Below are 15606 nucleotides of genomic sequence, written 5' to 3' on the forward strand. Positions count from 1 at the left end.
ATGCCAGTGCAGACCGGAAATGCAGCGTCCCCGCTCGCTCCAGACTGGCTGACGGTGCCGGCGGACCTCAACGCCCTGCACGAACCCATGTGGGCCGGCAGCGTGCAGCGGAACGACGGCGGCGTCCTCACGGTGGGCGGCCTCGACGTCGCCGCCCTGAAGGAGCAGTTCGGAACACCGCTTTTTGTGATGGACGAAGCCGACTTCCGTGCCCGGGCGCGCGCGTTCAAGGACTCCTTCGACGCCGCCTTCCAGGACATTTGCGGGGGAGTGGACGTCTACTACGCCGGCAAGTCCTTCCTCTGCACCACCGTCGTTAAATGGGTGGAGGAAGAAGGCCTGCGCCTGGACACCGCCTCCGGGGGCGAGCTGGCAGTGGCCGCTCGCGCCGGTATTGCCGGTGAGCGGGTAGCCCTGCACGGCAACAACAAGTCCGACGCCGAAATCAACCGGGCGCTGGACATGGGACTGGGGCGCATCGTGGTGGACAGCCTCGACGAACTGGTCCGCGTCGGCGCCATCGCGCACGGCCGCGGCGAGCAGGCAAAGGTCATGCTCCGGCTCACCCCCGGCGTCCACGCCCACACGCATGAGTTCATTGCCACAGCCCACGAAGACCAGAAATTCGGCCTCTCGATGGCGGGAGACTCCACCGACAAGGCGGGCCTCTCCGCGGCTGAGGAGGCGGTGGCTGCGGCCTCCGCACACCCCGGCATCGACCTGCTGGGCCTGCACTGCCACATCGGCTCGCAGATCTTCGAGCCGGACGGTTTTGCGCTGGCCGCCGAGAAGCTCCTGCGGTTCCTCGCGGCCGTGCAGGAAAAATACTCCATCGAACTGCCCGAGCTGGACCTCGGCGGCGGCTACGGCATTGCCTACACCCCCGTGGACACCCCCCGCCCCGCAGCCGACATCGCAACGGCGATGGCCGCCGTCGTGCGTTCCACCTGCGCGGAACTGGGCATCACGGCACCCCGGATCTCCATCGAGCCGGGACGCGCCATCGTGGGCAGCACCACCTTCACGCTGTACGAGGTGGGCACGCTGAAAACCGTCCGCGTCGACGCCCCGGCCGAGGAGGACGGTGAGGAGAACGTTACGTATCCGCGCCGCTATGTGTCAGTGGACGGCGGGATGAGCGATAACGCCCGCCCGGTGCTCTATGACGCTGATTATTCGGCGATTCTTGCCTCCCGCACGTCGGCGGCGTCCCCGCAGCTGTCCCGCGTAGTGGGCAAACATTGCGAGAGCGGCGACATAGTTGTTAGAGATGTATATCTGCCCGAGGACGTGGCAGCCGGTGATCTGCTTGCTGTACCGGGTACCGGCGCCTACTGCTGGGCCCTGTCAAGCAACTACAACTATCTGGCCCGGCCGGGCGTTGTCGCGGTGCGCGACGGATCTGCCCGGCTGATTGTCCGCGGGGAAACCGAAGAAGATCTGCTTAACCGCGACATGGGAGTGCCGAATGACTGAATTGCGAACCCTGAAAGTAGCCCTGCTGGGCTGTGGCAACGTTGGGGCCCAGGTTGCGCGGATTCTCATTGAGGACGCCGACGCCCTTGCCGCCCGTACCGGTGCTCGCCTGCAGCTCAGCGGCATCGCCGTACGCAACGTCAATTCCAAGCGGGACGTTGAGCTTCCGCAGGAACTGTTCACCACCGACGCCGAAACCCTGGTCAAGGACGCCGACCTCGTGATCGAGCTGATGGGCGGCATCGAGCCTGCACGCACGCTGATCCTCTCGGCGCTCCGCAACGGGGCCTGCGTGGTCACCGGCAACAAGGCACTGCTCGCGCAGGACGGCCCCACCCTGTACGAAGAGGCGGACAAAGCCGGCGTGCAGCTTTCCTACGAAGCGGCCGTGGCCGGCGCCATCCCCATCCTGCGCCCCATCCGCGACAGCCTCGCCGGCGACCGGATCACCCGCGTCCTGGGCATCGTCAACGGCACCACCAACTTCATCCTTGACCAGATGGATTCCACCGGCGCCCAGTTTGCGGACGCCCTCGCCGAAGCGCAGCGCCTCGGCTACGCGGAAGCCGACCCCACCGCCGACGTCGAAGGCCATGACGCCGCCGCCAAGGCAGCCATCCTCGCCTCGCTGTCGTTCCACACCCGGTTTGCGCTGGAGAACGTCCACTGTGAGGGCATCACGTCCGTCAGCGCGGCCGACATCGCGGCGGCCAAGGACGCGGGCTTCGTCATCAAGCTGCTCGCCATCGCTGAAAAGCTCGCCGATTCCGACGGCGGCGAAGGCGTCTCCGTGCGCGTGCACCCCACGCTGCTTCCCCGCGAGCACCCGCTGGCTGCCGTCCGCGGCGCGTTCAACGCCGTGTTTATCGAAGCGGAAAACGCCGGAGAACTGATGTTCTACGGCCAGGGCGCCGGCGGCACCCCGACGGCTTCGGCCGTGCTGGGTGACCTCGTCTCGGCGGCCCGCCGCCTTGTGCTGGGCGGCCCCGGCCGTACGGAGACCACCACGGGACACGTTCCGGCCCTGCCGATCGACGCGGCCACTACCAGCTACTACATCGGGCTCGACGTCGCCGACCAGCCCGGTGTCCTTGCCCGGATTGCCCAGCTCTTCGCGGAGCACGGCGTATCCATCGAAATCATGCGGCAGACGATCCACCGGGACGCGGAGTCCAACGTGGAATCGGCCGAACTGCGGATCGTCACCCACCGCGCATCAGAGGCTGCCCTTGCAGCCACCGTCGAGGCCGTGAAGGGCCTGGACGTCATCAATTCAGTTACATCCGTTCTGCGGGTAGAAGGAGTCTAAGTGGCTCACCAATGGCGCGGCGTTATCCGCGAATACGCTGACCGTCTGCCCGTGACGGAATCCACCCGGGTCATTACCCTGGGCGAGGGCGGGACCCCGCTGGTCCACGCGCAGAAGCTGTCCGAACTCACCGGCTCCACCGTGTACCTGAAGGTGGAGGGGATGAACCCCACCGGTTCCTTCAAGGACCGCGGCATGACCATGGCCATGACCGCCGCCGTCGAGTCCGGCGCCAAGGCCGTCGTCTGCGCTTCCACCGGCAACACCTCCGCCTCCGCCGCAGCGTACGCCACGGCTGCCGGCCTGAAGTGCGCGGTGCTGGTCCCCGAGGGCAAGATCTCCATGGGCAAGCTCAGCCAGGCCATCGCGCACGGCGCCACGCTGCTGCAGGTTGACGGCAACTTCGACAACTGCCTGGACATCGCACGGAAGCTGGGGGAGTCCTACCCGGTCTTCCTGGTCAACTCCGTCAACCCTGCCCGCATCCAGGGCCAGAAGACCGGCGCCTTCGAAGTCGTGGACTCCCTGGGCGACGCCCCGGACATCCACGTCCTGCCCGTCGGCAACGCCGGCAACATCACCGCGTACTGGAAGGGCTACAAGGAATACTCCGCGCCGTTCGAGTCCGCGACCGCCGGCACCCTTCCTGCCGTGTCCACCAAAACGCCCGTGATGTGGGGCTTCCAGGCAGCCGGAGCTGCACCGTTCGTGGCAGGCCACCCCATCACCGAACCGGACACCATCGCCACCGCCATCCGGATCGGCAACCCCGCCTCCTGGGACGGTGCCATCGCCGCCCGCGACGAATCCGGCGGGCTCATCGACGCCGTGACCGACGAACAGATCCTGGATGCCCACCGCTGGCTGTCCGCCCGCGAAGGCGTGTTTGTGGAGCCCGGCTCCGCAGCCGGCGTCGCAGGCCTGCTCAAGAAGCACGCTGCCGGTGAGGTCCCTGCCGGAAAGACGATCGTCATCACCGTCACGGGTCACGGCCTCAAGGATCCCCAGTGGGCCCTGCGCACGGAAGACGGCAGCGAAGTGCAGCCGGTCAAGGTCTCCAACGACGTTGTGACCGTCGCGGCCGAATTGGGACTGGAAGAAAAGTAACCGTGGAAACCACCTCGCCCACCACTGTTGGACTGCCGCTTATCGAGGCCGGACAACGCGTCACCGTCCGGGTCCCGGCCACCAGCGCCAACCTTGGTCCGGGATATGACAGCCTTGGCCTGGCCCTGGCGCTGCACGACACCCTGACAGTGGAGAGCCTCGAAACCGACGAACTGCAGTTCGAGCTCAGCGGCGAGGGTGCCGAAACACTGCCGCGCGATGCCAGCCATCTGGTCATCCGGGCCATGGAAGCGGCTTTCGAACGCCTGGGCTACCGCCACGGCGGCCTGAAGGTCACCGCGGAGAATGTCAACCCGCACGGCCGGGGCCTGGGGTCGTCGGCCTCGGCTGTGGTGGCTGCAGTCTCCGCCGCCAATGCCATGGTTCCGGAGGCCGGGCAGCGCGGGCGGGATTGGATCCTGCAGCTCACGAGTGAACTTGAAGGCCACCCGGACAACGTCGCACCCGCCATTTTCGGCGGACTGGCGCTGTCCTGGCAGGACAGTGACCAGTACAGCAGCACGTGTGCCACCGTGGACGGGTCCGTGATCCCGATTGTCGCGGTGCCCGACTACGAGCTCTCCACGGAAGCCGCCCGCGCCCTGCTCCCGGCCTCGGTGGGCCACCACGCCGCAGCCATGAATTCCGGCCGTGCTGCGCTGCTGATCCACGCGCTGACGCAGAAGCCTGAATTCCTGCTCGCCGGCACCGAGGATTTCCTCCACCAGAGTTACCGCGCGGAGGCCATGCGGCCCAGCGCGGCCCTGATCAGTGCGCTGCGAAAAGCCGGGCACGCGGCCGTCGTTTCAGGCGCAGGACCCACCGTCCTGGTGCTGGCCCACGGTGAGGCTGACGCTGCCGTGGTCCTGGACTTCATCGACGCGTTTACAGTGTCGAACACGCCGGACATCAGCTGGCGCGTGCTGAAGCTGGCAGTGGACGTTGAAGGTGCTAAGGTGGACTTGCACCGGCGGTGATTCCGCCTATCTGATCTGCAGCTGCTCTCAGTTGCTCTTTGATCTCCTACTGCGCAACATCTCCCGGTGCCGCCTGCTTGGTCTGTCGCAGGAATCTGCAGCATGAAGTGTCTGCCCCTGAACCGTCAGTCCAGCGTTCCGCCATTAATCGGAGCGTGGGTGAATCAGTATCCGGCCCTGCTGGCCGAAATCCAACCGGCAAGGCCGAATTTACGGCTGCAGATCTGAACTGCAGCCCAGATCAAATCATCGCGTCCAGCTCCCAGTCTGGACGCCGTCGAGGGGGAAGGATCCTTCGTGACCGAAACCACTGAGCTGTCTCCAGCTGTGGAACTATCATCTTCTGCTGCCGGATCGTCAACGGCCGCACCCGCCAAGAGCAGCGGCCTCGCCGGCCTGAAGCTCGCCCAGTTGCAGGCGCTTGCCAGCCAGCTGGGTATTTCCGGCGGATCCCGGATGCGCAAGGGGGACCTGGTCACGGCCATCTCCGCCCATCGCGCAGGCACTCCAGCCACCAAGGCCCCGGCCAAGGCTGCTGAGAAGGCGACCGAAAACCACACCGCTCCCGCTGCTGCCGCTCCGGTGGCTGCCGCTAGCGAAACCGCGGAAGCTCCGGCCGCCGAGGGTACCCGGGCACGTGGCCGTGGCCGCAGCCGCCGGGCCGTCAGCGACGGCGTTGTAGCCGCCGCCCCCGCAGCGGAAGCAGCCGGCGAAGCCCCCGTTGCAGCCCCCGCCGATGCTCCGGCCGCCGCGCCTGCCGAGTCCGGCGAGGCAGCCGAAGGCGCCGGCGAACGCCGCCAGCCGCGTACCCGCAACCGCCGTCGCGGTGAAGCGGCAGCTTCGGCGCCCCAGGCCGCCGAAACCGCTGAGGCACCGGCCGAGCAGCCCGTCGCCGAACAGCGCCAGGCAGACCGCACCGAAACCCAGCGCACCGAAACCCAGCGCTCCGACGCGCAGGGTACGGACTCCGGTGAAGGCCAGCGTGCCGACCGCCGTGACGCCGGCCGCACCCGCGGCGCCCGCGAAACCGTGTCCCGCGACACCGCCGTCCGCGAAACCGCGCCCCGCGAAACCACAGACGGCGGCCGGGACAACGCGGGAAGCCGCGACGCCGGCCAGCGTGAAGGCGCCCGCCGTGACGACTCCCGGGACAACACCCGCGACGGCGACGATGCCGACGGCGGAAGCCGCCGGAACCGCCGCAACCGCCGGGACCGGAACGACCGCAACGACCGCTCCGGCGGCCAGGACAGCCGGGACAGCCGGGACAACTCCCGCAACGACCGCTTCCGCGACCGCAACGACCGCCGTCGGGGCCGTGCACAGGGACCGGACGTCGACGACGTCGAGGTCACCGAGGACGACGTCCTGCTGCCTGTTGCCGGCATCCTGGACGTGCTGGAGAACTACGCGTTCATCCGCACCTCCGGCTACCTGCCGGGCCCGAACGACGTCTACGTCTCCCTCGCCCAGGTCAAGAAGTACAACCTGCGCAAGGGTGACGCCGTGGTGGGCGCCATCCGTGCACCGCGTGAAGGCGAAGACCGCAGCCAGCAGACTGCCCGCCAGAAGTTCAACGCCCTCGTCCGCGTCACCTCCGTCAACGGAAAGACGCCCGAAGAGCTCAAGGACCGCGTCGAATTCGCCAAGCTGGTTCCGCTGTACCCGTCCGAGCGCCTGCGCCTCGAGACCGACCCCAAGAAGATCGGCCCCCGCGTCATCGACCTGGTTGCCCCGATCGGCAAGGGCCAGCGTGGCCTGATCGTCTCCCCGCCGAAGGCCGGCAAGACGCTCATCCTGCAGTCCATCGCGAACGCCATCACCACCAACAATCCTGAGGTCCACCTCATGATGGTGCTCGTTGACGAACGCCCCGAAGAAGTCACGGACATGCAGCGCACCGTCAAGGGCGAGGTTATTGCCTCCACCTTCGACCGTCCCGCTGACGACCACACCACCGTGGCCGAACTCTCCATCGAACGCGCCAAGCGCCTCGTGGAAATGGGCATGGACGTGGTGGTCCTCCTGGACTCCATGACCCGCCTGGGCCGAGCCTACAACCTGGCAGCACCGGCCTCCGGCCGTATCCTGTCCGGCGGTGTCGACTCCGCGGCGCTGTACCCGCCGAAGCGCTTCTTCGGTGCAGCCCGCAATATCGAAAACGGCGGCTCGCTGACCATCCTGGCAACCGCGCTCGTCGAGACCGGTTCCAAGATGGACGAGGTCATCTTCGAAGAGTTCAAGGGCACCGGCAACATGGAGCTCCGCCTGTCCCGCCAGCTGGCGGACAAGCGCATCTTCCCGGCCGTGGACGTCAACGCGTCCGGTACCCGGCGTGAAGAGAACCTGCTTTCCCCCGAGGAAGTCAAGATCATGTGGAAGCTGCGCCGCGTCCTCTCCGGACTCGAAACGCAGCAGAGCCTTGAGCTGCTGACCAACAAGATCCGGGAGACCCAGAGCAACGTCGAGTTCCTCATGCAGGTCCAGAAGACGACGCTTGGTGCGAAGTCGGATAACGACAAGTAGCTGTTTTCGGGGCGGGGTGTCGGGAAGTTCGCGCGGTTGGTGCCGCGCGGATTTTCCGCCCCCGCCCCTTCGCGTGGCGGCTCAGTCCTGACGGACCTGAGCCGCCACGCTTCGACAGGCCCGATGCCACTCCCGGGGCGGAAAATCCGCGCTGCAAGTGTCCGGCTCACCCTCGCCCGGCCTGCTTTGGGAATGGATTACTGCGCTCCACTAAAATAGGGCGCAGAACGAAAGGTTTTGAAAATGTTTGAGTCCGTACAGGGCCTGCTTGATGAGCATGATGCTATCCAGGCGCAGCTTGGTGATCCTGCTGTTTATGCTGACCAGCGGCTGGCCCGGAAGCTGGGGCGGCGGTCTGCCCAGCTGAACGGCATCGTTGAGGCGTATCACAAGTGGGAGGCCATCCAGGATGACCTGGCTGCCGCCAAGGAGATGGCGGGGGAGGACCCTGAATTTGCTGCCGAGGTGCCTGAACTTGAGGCTGCCTTGGAGACGGCCTCTGCGAAACTGCGGCGCCTGCTCATTCCCCGGGACCCTGACGATGCCCGCAACGTGATCCTTGAGGTGAAGGGCGGCGAAGGCGGCGACGAAGCTGCCCTGTTCGCCGGCGACCTCCTGCGGATGTACACCCGGTACGCGGAGTCCCGCGGCTGGAAGACCGAACTTATCTCCGCAACGGAGTCCGACCTGGGCGGCTACAAGGACGTCCAGATGGCCGTCAAGGGCAACTCGAACGATCCCGCCGAGGGCGTCTACGCCCGGCTCAAGTTCGAGGGCGGCGTGCACCGCGTCCAGCGCGTGCCCGTCACCGAATCGCAGGGCCGGATCCACACCTCTGCCGCCGGCGTCCTTGTCCTCCCGGAAGTTGACGAGCCCGAAGAGCTCGAAATCAACCAGAACGACCTCAAGATCGACGTCTACCGGTCCTCCGGTCCCGGCGGGCAGTCCGTGAACACCACCGACTCCGCCGTCCGCATCACCCACCTCCCCACGGGAATCGTGGTTGCCATGCAGAACGAAAAGTCACAGCTGCAGAACCGCGAAGCCGGCATGCGCGTCCTGCGGGCCCGCATCCTCGCGCACATGCAGGAGCAGATCGACGCCGAGAACTCGGCCCAGCGCAAGTCCCAGATCCGCACAATGGACCGCTCGGAGCGCATCCGCACCTACAACTACCCGGAAAACCGGATCGCGGACCACCGCACCGGGTACAAGGCGTACAACCTGGACCAGGTCATGAACGGCGACCTGGAGCCCGTGATCCAGTCCGCCATCGAGATGGACGAACAGGCCCGCCTGGACGCCATCGGCGAATAGCCGCCTGAGCAGATGACCGGTTCGGAGCAGACTCTCGCGGCAGCCGTCACGGAGGCGACCGCCATCCTGGCGCAAGCCGGTGTGCCCAGCCCGCGCGTTGACGCGGAACTGCTGGCCGACCATCTGCTCGGCGTCGGCCTGGGCCGGCTCCGTGCGCTGATGCTGGGGAATTCCCCGGCGCCGGAAGGCTACGCCGACCTCGTGGCCGAACGGGCCCAGCGGACCCCGCTGCAGCACATCACCGGAGTGGCGTACTTCCGCTACCTGGAGCTCGCCGTCGGACCCGGTGTCTTTATCCCGCGGCCCGAAACAGAGTCCGTCGTCCAACTGGTCATCGACCACGTCAAAGGCATGGCATACCCCCGGATTGTGGATTTGGGCACCGGTTCCGGGGCAATTGCCGGCTCCATTGCACACGAGGTTCCCGCCGCGGAGGTGCACGCCGTGGAGTACAGCCCCTTCGCGCACGCCTGGGCCGAAAAGAACCTGGCGCCCCTCGGCGTCAATCTCGTCCTGGGGGACCTCCGGGACGCACTGCCCGAGCTCAACGGAACCTTCGACGTCGTGATTTCCAACCCGCCGTACATCCCGGCCGAAGCCATCCCCAACGAGCCCGAGGTTGCGCTCCACGATCCGCCGGAAGCGTTGTACGGCGGGGGAGCAGACGGCATGGAACTCCCGACGGCGGCGGCAGCCTCGGCAGCCCGGCTGCTGGTTCCCGGCGGCTACTTCGTGATGGAACACGCCGAGGTGCAGGCCGGCTGGATCAAAGCCATGCTGTCCCGGACCGGAGTGTGGACCGGAATCACCACCCACCTGGACCTCAACGGCAAGGAACGCGCCACCAGTGCACTGCTTTCCGGCCCTGACCGCGAGTGATGAAAGAATAAGCCAGTGACCACAACCTACAACTGCACGTCAGAGGACCAGCGCGCCCTGGGGCTGGAACACGCCCAGCGCGCCATCAGCGAACAGAAATGCGTGGTGTTCCCCACGGACACTGTCTACGGGATCGCCGCGGACGCCTTTTCGCCGCAGGCCGTCACCATGCTGCTCGTCTCCAAGGGGCGCGGCCGCAGCATGCCGCCGCCGGTGCTCATCCCGCGGATCAACGCCCTCGACGGGCTCGCCACCGATGTTTCGGCGGACGCCCGCAAACTCGCCGAGGCATTCTGGCCCGGCGGACTGACCTTGATCCTGCACGCCCAGCCGTCCCTGGACTGGGACCTGGGTGACACCAAGGGAACCGTTGCCCTGCGGATGCCCGCGGACGAAGTGGCCCAGGAACTGCTCACGCTGACTGGCCCGCTGGCAGTTTCGTCGGCCAACCGCACCGGCCACGCCGCCGCACAGACCGCAGCCGAGGCACGCGAGCAGCTTGCCGAGTCGGTCGAGGTCTACCTTGAAGGCGGATTCCGGCCACTGGAGGGCACCGAAGGGGTCCCCTCAACGATTGTTGATGCCACCGGGCCACTGCTCCGCGTCGTCCGGAACGGCGCCGTCTCGCTCCAGCAGTTGCGGGAGCACGTACCGGCAGTGCTGGGGCTCGGGGAAATCCCGATGGCCGAGGAACCTGCGGAAGAGCCTGCGGACGACGCGGACGTGACCGAAGCTTCGACGGATGAAACTCCCGTGACCGAAGCGCCTGTTGCTGAAGCTGCGCCGGTTCAAACACCCGTGACTGACGCTTCGACGGATGAACCGTCCCGGCAGGAGCCGCGCCCTTGATGACCCTGCTCCGCCAGCGCATCCCCGTCCTGGGGGTCGACGCCACGCCCCTGAAAGTCGACGAACTGATCGGAGTCCTTGAAGGGTTCGTCGACGACGGCAGCACACGGACCGTCGTCGGCCATAACCTTCACAGCGTCACCCTGACGCATTCCGATCCCGGCTTCCGCCGGCTCTATGAGGACAGCGACGTGGTGCTCCTGGACGGGGCGCCTGTGCTGTGGCTCTGGAGCCGGACCGGCCAGGCGGCCGGGCCCGTCATGGAGTACCGGCTCGGCTCAACGGACTGGATTCCTGCCCTGGGGCAACTGGCCGGGCTGGAACGGATCGCCGTGGTGGGGGCCGGTTCCGAAGCAAACGCCAAGGCTGTGGCGAGGCTGGAAGGAATTGTCCCGGGCGCCACCGTCACGGGCTTTCCCGGCGAAGGCTGGAACGACGACGTCGAAGCGGCCGCTGCGCAGTGGCTCGCGGAGCAGCGTCCCCAGCTGGTACTGCTTGGACTGGGCATGCCCCTGCAGGAATCGGTTCTGCAGCGCAGGCTCGATTCGCTTCCGCCGGCGATCTATTGCGCAGTGGGTGGAGCGATCGAGCAGCTGGCCGGAATCCAGAAGCTGGCGCCGCGCTGGCTGGGCCGGTTGGGCCTGGAATGGGCCTGGCGCCTGCTCCTGCATCCGCGCCGGGTGGCCTACCGCGTCTTCGGCGAGCCGTGGGTCCTGCTGTGGCTCCTCGCCCGGCGCCGCCTCAAGCGGACAGCCTAGAACTTCTGGTCCTCCAGGGGAGCGAAGCCCTTGGCCCGCAGCCCCGTGCTGAACGACCTGGCCCAGTCCAGGAAGCCCTTGAGGTCACGGCGCTGCGCGAAATAGCCGACGTAACCGCCGACGTCGGCCACGAAGGACTTGACCCGGAAGTACCGGCGGATCAGGTAGCCGCGGTTGCGATAGTAGTAGTACCGCTTGAAGGCCGACTCCGGCACAATGACATGCCAGCCGGCGCCATAGACGTGCTTGGTTTCGGAGAAGGCGTGCGGGTGCGTGATGGCGGTGGTGGTGACAGTGCCGAACCTGATGCCCGCCTTGCGGAGCCGGATGGTGAAGTCCACTTCGTCGCCGCGGATGAACAGGCGCATGTCCGGCAGGCCCACCTTGAAAAAGACATCAGACCGGATCAACGCACCGTTAAAGAAGTGTCCGTCGTCGGGCAGGAACCCGACCTTTTCCAGTTCCGCACGGTCATGCGTGACTTTTCCGTCAAGCCGGAAGAAGAAGGAAAGCCGGTCCGGCTGGCCCGGCGCCACTACGAGGGGGACTACGGCCTCGAGGTCGCGGGCCTCAGCCTCGCGCAGCAGTGTGGCCAGGCATTCCGGGTCCGCCGGCTCGGCGTCGTCGTCCATCATCCAGATCCACTCCGCACCGCTGGCGACGGCCTTGAGCGCTGCGAGGGCGAAGCCTCCGGCGCCGCCGAGGTTCGCTTCCGAACGCACGTAGTCCACGTTGGAATGCTTCGCGGCGACCTCACGGGCCGGAACGGTGCCGCTGTCGATCAGGCAGATGGTGTCCACGGAGGCCGACTGGGCGTTGATGGAGTCCAGCAGGACGGAGAGCTCTTTGTGACGGTCAAATGTCACGGCGGCGACTGCAACCCGGAGGGGCATGGAATTCCTTTCAGCATGGCCTTCAGGGGATTCCCCGCTCGCGATGCGCCAGTGTGGCGCGAAGCCATGGAGCCGTTGGCGCTAGTATCTTGACTAGAGTCCACTGTAATACAGCCCTGTAAGGCACTAAGCACTGCCTGCTGCGCGCCCGGCGACGGAGAAGTTTCATTTATCGAAAGTCAGATCCCCGGCAAGTGACACCAACAATCAAGGCCCGGCAGCCCCGGCGGCTACCCTGCACTGTGACGACACCCCGGGCAGCGCCGGGCACCGACGAAACGGCTGCCAACGCATGATCATGTACCTGCTCATGGGCCTGACGGCTGCCGTCGTGTCCTACGCGGCCACCTGGGGTGCCCGGGTGGTCGGCAACCGGCTTGAGCTCCACATGCCAATCCGCAGCCGCGACATGCATTCGACGCCGGTATCCCGGCTGGGCGGTGTGGCCATCTTCCTTGGGGTCCTGGTGGCGCTGATCGTCGCCAGCCAGTCCTTCTTCGTCAAGGACATCTACCGCAACAACTTCTCGCCCTGGGGCGTCCTGGCGGGTGCGGTGGTGATCGTGCTGGTAGGCGTGGCGGACGACCTGCTGGACATCCGCTGGTGGGTGAAGCTCATCGGACAAAGCGCTGCTGCCTTCGTAGTGGCTATCTGGGGGGTCCGGATGACGATCGTTCCGTGGGTTCCGGAGCCGATCTACCTCGAGAACGAAATGCTCCGGGTGGTCCTGACGGCCGGACTCATCGTGACCACCATGAATGCCTTCAATTTCATCGACGGCCTCGATGGGTTGGCGGCGGGCGTGGCCATCATCGGCGGCACCGCGTTCTTCTTCACCGCGTACTGGGTGCACCGGAACGCCGTCCTCCTGGATTACTCGGACCTGGCCACGCTGCTGACGGCGGTCCTCGTGGGCAGCTGCATCGGCTTCCTGCCGCACAACTGGTTCCCCTCCAAAATTTTCATGGGCGACTCCGGTGCCATGCTGATCGGACTGCTGATGGCATCGGCCGGTATCGTCTCCACCGGCCAGATCTCCTCCGGCCTCTACGACCGGGCAAACGGTATTTCCACCGTTATACCGATCCTGCTTCCCTTCGCCGTGCTCTTCCTGCCACTGCTAGACCTTGGCCTTGCCGTCATCCGGCGCACCGCACGCGGGCGCTCGCCCTGGTCCGCGGACCGCGGGCATCTCCACCACAAACTGCTGGACATCGGCTACTCCCACCGGACCGTGGTGGTCCTCATGTACCTGTGGACCTGCGTGCTGTCCTTCGGTGGCCTTGCTTTTGCTGTGTTCCCCTGGCAGATCGTGCTGTCCGCGGACATCTTCGCAACCCTGGTGATGGGACTGGTGACGGCGTGGCCGTACCTGAGCCGACGAAGCTCGGAACCGGCCGCGTAACGCCGTTCGGAAATATTTCTATCTCGTGTAGAATTTAGGGGCAGCTGTAGCTGCCTCTCTACCCCTCCTCCTGGCTGCTTGCCGGGTACCGACGATTGGGATCATATGACCTCCAACGCCGACTCCGGACCCGCGTCCGGCAACGGACCCGTTGGTGTTTCCGGTCCCACCCATTCCCTGTGGCTTCGCCTCCTGGCACTTAGTTCGGCGGCTGCCGGGGCCGGCCTGGTCCTGTGCTCCGTCATCGCCGCTCTGATGGTTGGCGTGAACGGCGCATTGTCGGCCGCCTCTGGCGGACTGCTGGTGATGCTGTTCTTCGGAATCAGCCTGCTGGTGGGCCACTTCGTCGGACGCAGCAATCCCTCGGGCGCCATCGGGATGTTCGTCGCGACGTACTTCATCAAAGTCGTCGGGTTCGCAATCGTCCTGTTCCTCATCGGGGCTCCGGAATGGCTGGACGGCCGTTGGTTCCTGATCGGCGCCGTCGCCGCCGTCGTGCTTTGGCAGGCGGCGGAGATCTACGGCTTCAGCAAGGCCAGGCTGCAAATCTACAACGACCCCGAGACCAAGGAACCGCGCGATGTCTGATCGGAAGCGAGCAGGAAACCGCGGCTCTTCCAAACCCCGGGTAACCGGTTCCGCACCAGGCGTGTCCACTGAAAACAACGACGGCGGATACAACGCCGGAATGGCCGTCTTCAGCTACATAATTGGCGGAATCATCGTCTGGAGTTTGATAGGGTGGGGTCTGGATAATCTGTGGGGAACCCGCTGGATCGTGCTCGCAGGCGCTCTGCTTGGAGCTGTCGGAGGATTTTATCTTTCCCACATGCATGGCCTTACCAGTCACAGAAACACAGCCGGTAAGAGCGGCGCAGACAGCGGTCCGTCCGCGGACGGAAACACTAATGCCAAATAATTTCACACGGGGAACAGCGGAGCGCAAATCCGCGGATCCCCGACCAACGCCCAATGATGGACACTGCAGAGAGGAAACGCGTTGATCGCGCTTGCGCTCCCGGCCCAAGATTCAGGAGAGTTCACTCCTCCTGGAATTGAAGAAATGCACCTGCCGGCAATCCTGCCGTGGGGGGCGGCAGACGGATTCTCCAAGCAGATGCTGCTGGTAATCCTGTCGGTCGTCATTATCGCCACATTCTTTCTGCTAGCTGCACGGAAGCAGCAGCTTGTCCCCGGCAAGCTCCAGTTCGCTGGTGAAATGGCCTACGGCTTTGTGCGTAACAGCATCGCCAAGGACATTATCGGCGGCAAAGACTTTATGAAGTACGTCCCGCTGTTGTTCAGCCTCTTCTTCTTTATCCTCGTGAACAACATTTACGGCGCAATCCCCGTGATCCAGCTTCCGAGCTTCTCGCACGTCGGTGGAGCCTATGTCCTTGCGGGCATCGTCTACTTCACCTGGATTGGCATCGGCATCAAGAAGAACGGCATCAAGTACTTCAAGCTGGCCACCGTGCCGTCCGGAGTCCCGTTCTACATCCTGCCCATCGTCGTCCCGATCGAGATCATCTCCAACTTCCTGGTCCGCCCGGTCACGCACAGCCTCCGTCTGTTCGCCACCATGCTGGCCGGCCACCTCATCGTGATGCTTGCCGGCTCCGGCATCGAGTACCTCGTTATGCAGGAAAACCTGCTGCTGAAGGGCACCTCGGTCCTGGTCCTGGCTGGCGCCATCGCCATGTACATGCTGGAAGCTCTGATCATGGCGCTCCAGGCGTACGTCTTTACCCTGCTGACCGCCATCTACATCGAAGGCGCTCTGCACGCGGACAGCCACTAGGCTCCCAAAATCTTCCCCTTGCGGGGATGAAGCAAACCAAACAACCTGCCACACAGATGGCATCTTGAAAGGAATAAAATGGAAGGCAATCTCAACCTCGTAGGTTACGGTCTGTCCGCAATCGGCGGTGGTATCGGTGTTGGTCTCGTGTTCGCTGCCTACATCAACGGCGTCGCACGCCAGCCGGAAGCACAGCGCGTCCTGCAGCCGATCGCATTCCTCGGCCTCGCGCTGACTGAAGCCCTCGCCATCCTCGGCCTGGTCTTCGCTTTCGTTCTCTAAGTCTGACGAACCAAGCGAACATCCAGA

15 protein-coding genes are annotated in these 15606 nt (G+C 65.5%); 14 read left to right on the top strand and 1 reads right to left on the bottom strand.

Annotation, left to right across the window (positions count from 1 at the left end; translation table 11 throughout):
- The 9 genes from lysA (at position 1) to J2X42_RS02550 (ending at position 11198) form a co-directional block, all read left to right on the top strand.
- A complete protein-coding gene (gene lysA, locus J2X42_RS02510) occupies positions 1 to 1476 on the top strand; it encodes a diaminopimelate decarboxylase (protein WP_310161818.1) in 1476 nt (491 codons plus the stop codon).
- A complete protein-coding gene (locus tag J2X42_RS02515) occupies positions 1469 to 2785 on the top strand; it encodes a homoserine dehydrogenase (protein ID WP_310161820.1) in 1317 nt (438 codons plus the stop codon). Before lysA ends, J2X42_RS02515 begins: the two co-directional genes overlap by 8 nt.
- Positions 2786 to 3892, top strand: coding sequence for a threonine synthase (gene thrC, locus J2X42_RS02520; protein ID WP_131131667.1), 1107 nt, complete (start codon positions 2786 to 2788; stop codon positions 3890 to 3892).
- 2 nt (positions 3893 to 3894) lie between these two features.
- Positions 3895 to 4869, top strand: coding sequence for a homoserine kinase (thrB, locus tag J2X42_RS02525; protein ID WP_310161821.1), 975 nt, complete (start codon positions 3895 to 3897; stop codon positions 4867 to 4869).
- A gap of 297 nt (positions 4870 to 5166) precedes the next feature.
- Entirely contained in the window at positions 5167 to 7395 is a 2229-nt protein-coding gene (gene rho / locus J2X42_RS02530) for a transcription termination factor Rho (protein WP_310161822.1), read from the top strand.
- A 243-nt stretch (positions 7396 to 7638) separates the two neighbouring features.
- Positions 7639 to 8712: a peptide chain release factor 1 gene (gene prfA / locus J2X42_RS02535; RefSeq protein WP_310161824.1), complete on the top strand. Its 1074-nt coding sequence runs from the start codon at positions 7639 to 7641 to the stop codon at positions 8710 to 8712.
- Positions 8713 to 8724: 12 nt separating this feature from the next.
- A complete protein-coding gene (prmC, locus tag J2X42_RS02540; protein ID WP_310161826.1) occupies positions 8725 to 9591 on the top strand; it encodes a peptide chain release factor N(5)-glutamine methyltransferase in 867 nt (288 codons plus the stop codon).
- Positions 9592 to 9606: 15 nt separating this feature from the next.
- The gene (locus J2X42_RS02545) at positions 9607 to 10440 is read left to right on the top strand and encodes an L-threonylcarbamoyladenylate synthase (RefSeq protein WP_310161827.1); all 834 of its coding nucleotides are present in this window, start codon (positions 9607 to 9609) and stop codon (positions 10438 to 10440) included.
- Positions 10440 to 11198: a WecB/TagA/CpsF family glycosyltransferase gene (locus tag J2X42_RS02550; RefSeq protein WP_310161828.1), complete on the top strand. Its 759-nt coding sequence runs from the start codon at positions 10440 to 10442 to the stop codon at positions 11196 to 11198. The genes J2X42_RS02545 and J2X42_RS02550 overlap by 1 nt, the downstream gene beginning before the upstream one ends.
- Here J2X42_RS02550 and J2X42_RS02555 read toward each other — a convergent pair.
- Positions 11195 to 12091 (bottom strand): glycosyltransferase, encoded by an 897-nt coding sequence (locus tag J2X42_RS02555; RefSeq protein ID WP_310161829.1) that lies wholly within the window; start codon positions 12089 to 12091, stop codon positions 11195 to 11197. The genes J2X42_RS02550 and J2X42_RS02555 overlap by 4 nt on opposite strands.
- A 292-nt stretch (positions 12092 to 12383) precedes the next feature.
- On the opposite strand from J2X42_RS02555, the gene J2X42_RS02560 reads away from it, so the two are divergent.
- The 5 genes from J2X42_RS02560 to atpE all read left to right on the top strand — a co-directional run bounded on the left by J2X42_RS02560 (position 12384) and on the right by atpE (position 15579).
- Entirely contained in the window at positions 12384 to 13496 is a 1113-nt protein-coding gene (locus tag J2X42_RS02560; RefSeq protein WP_310161831.1) for an MraY family glycosyltransferase, read from the top strand.
- Positions 13497 to 13601: 105 nt separating this feature from the next.
- Positions 13602 to 14084: a hypothetical protein gene (locus J2X42_RS02565; RefSeq protein WP_310161833.1), complete on the top strand. Its 483-nt coding sequence runs from the start codon at positions 13602 to 13604 to the stop codon at positions 14082 to 14084.
- On the top strand, positions 14077 to 14415 hold the full coding sequence (locus J2X42_RS02570) for a hypothetical protein (protein ID WP_310161835.1): 339 nt from the start codon (positions 14077 to 14079) through the stop codon (positions 14413 to 14415). Before J2X42_RS02565 ends, J2X42_RS02570 begins: the two co-directional genes overlap by 8 nt.
- Before the next feature lie 81 nt (positions 14416 to 14496).
- On the top strand, positions 14497 to 15297 hold the full coding sequence (gene atpB, locus J2X42_RS02575; protein WP_310161836.1) for a F0F1 ATP synthase subunit A: 801 nt from the start codon (positions 14497 to 14499) through the stop codon (positions 15295 to 15297).
- Between the two features lie 78 nt (positions 15298 to 15375).
- On the top strand, positions 15376 to 15579 hold the full coding sequence (gene atpE / locus J2X42_RS02580; RefSeq protein WP_009356484.1) for an ATP synthase F0 subunit C: 204 nt from the start codon (positions 15376 to 15378) through the stop codon (positions 15577 to 15579).
- Positions 15580 to 15606 lie beyond the last annotated feature (27 nt).

Source organism: Arthrobacter sp. BE255 (assembly GCF_031457335.1).
Lineage (GTDB): Bacteria > Actinomycetota > Actinomycetes > Actinomycetales > Micrococcaceae > Arthrobacter.

Coding starts and splice junctions, on each gene's coding strand:
- lysA (WP_310161818.1), top strand. CDS start 1: ATGCCAGTGCAGACCGGAAATGCAGCGTCCCCGCTCGCTCCAGACTGG.
- J2X42_RS02515 (WP_310161820.1), top strand. CDS start 1,469: ATGACTGAATTGCGAACCCTGAAAGTAGCCCTGCTGGGCTGTGGCAAC.
- prfA (WP_310161824.1), top strand. CDS start 7,639: ATGTTTGAGTCCGTACAGGGCCTGCTTGATGAGCATGATGCTATCCAG.
- prmC (WP_310161826.1), top strand. CDS start 8,725: ATGACCGGTTCGGAGCAGACTCTCGCGGCAGCCGTCACGGAGGCGACC.
- J2X42_RS02550 (WP_310161828.1), top strand. CDS start 10,440: ATGACCCTGCTCCGCCAGCGCATCCCCGTCCTGGGGGTCGACGCCACG.
- J2X42_RS02555 (WP_310161829.1), bottom strand. CDS start 12,091: ATGCCCCTCCGGGTTGCAGTCGCCGCCGTGACATTTGACCGTCACAAA.
- J2X42_RS02560 (WP_310161831.1), top strand. CDS start 12,384: ATGATCATGTACCTGCTCATGGGCCTGACGGCTGCCGTCGTGTCCTAC.
- J2X42_RS02565 (WP_310161833.1), top strand. CDS start 13,602: ATGACCTCCAACGCCGACTCCGGACCCGCGTCCGGCAACGGACCCGTT.
- J2X42_RS02570 (WP_310161835.1), top strand. CDS start 14,077: ATGTCTGATCGGAAGCGAGCAGGAAACCGCGGCTCTTCCAAACCCCGG.
- atpE (WP_009356484.1), top strand. CDS start 15,376: ATGGAAGGCAATCTCAACCTCGTAGGTTACGGTCTGTCCGCAATCGGC.